At 45.6% G+C, this 364-nt stretch carries 1 protein-coding gene; it reads left to right on the top strand.

Annotated elements, in window-relative coordinates; genetic code table 11:
- On the top strand, positions 1-195 hold a 195-nt coding region (locus tag ACYVTD_RS18055; protein ID WP_461248989.1), incomplete at its 5' end, for a hypothetical protein.
- Positions 196-364: the final 169 nt, after the last annotated feature.

The raw sequence follows: 364 nt of genomic DNA, 5'->3' as shown, positions 1-364 counted from the left end.
GAGCCTATAAACGCATTGCCCAAACCTATCCATGTTGCGGCGGTTCCGAATCTCCCACCGAAATGTCCCGCGTATCCGACAAAAAATACCCCCGAAAAAAAAGATGTTTCCTTAGCGGAAGCCGGAAGACATGGAACAACCGCCCGTCCGCCCACAACAAAAACAATTACGCTTGATGTTTTTTTTTTTAAATAAAAACCCACAAAAAATTTTAATGATAAAAACAAAAAAAAAAAAAATCTGTACGCCCTATCAAAAAAACCAACCCCCAAAAAAAAAACAACCCCCCCCCCCAAAAACAAGAAACCCCCCACAACGCCCACAAACCCCCCCCCCGCCGCAAACACAACCGCCGCCGTTACGC

This window comes from Treponema sp. R6D11, from assembly GCF_054786075.1.
The sequence above is the reverse complement of the archived record's forward strand: the minus strand, read 5'-3'. Positions and strand labels throughout refer to the sequence as shown.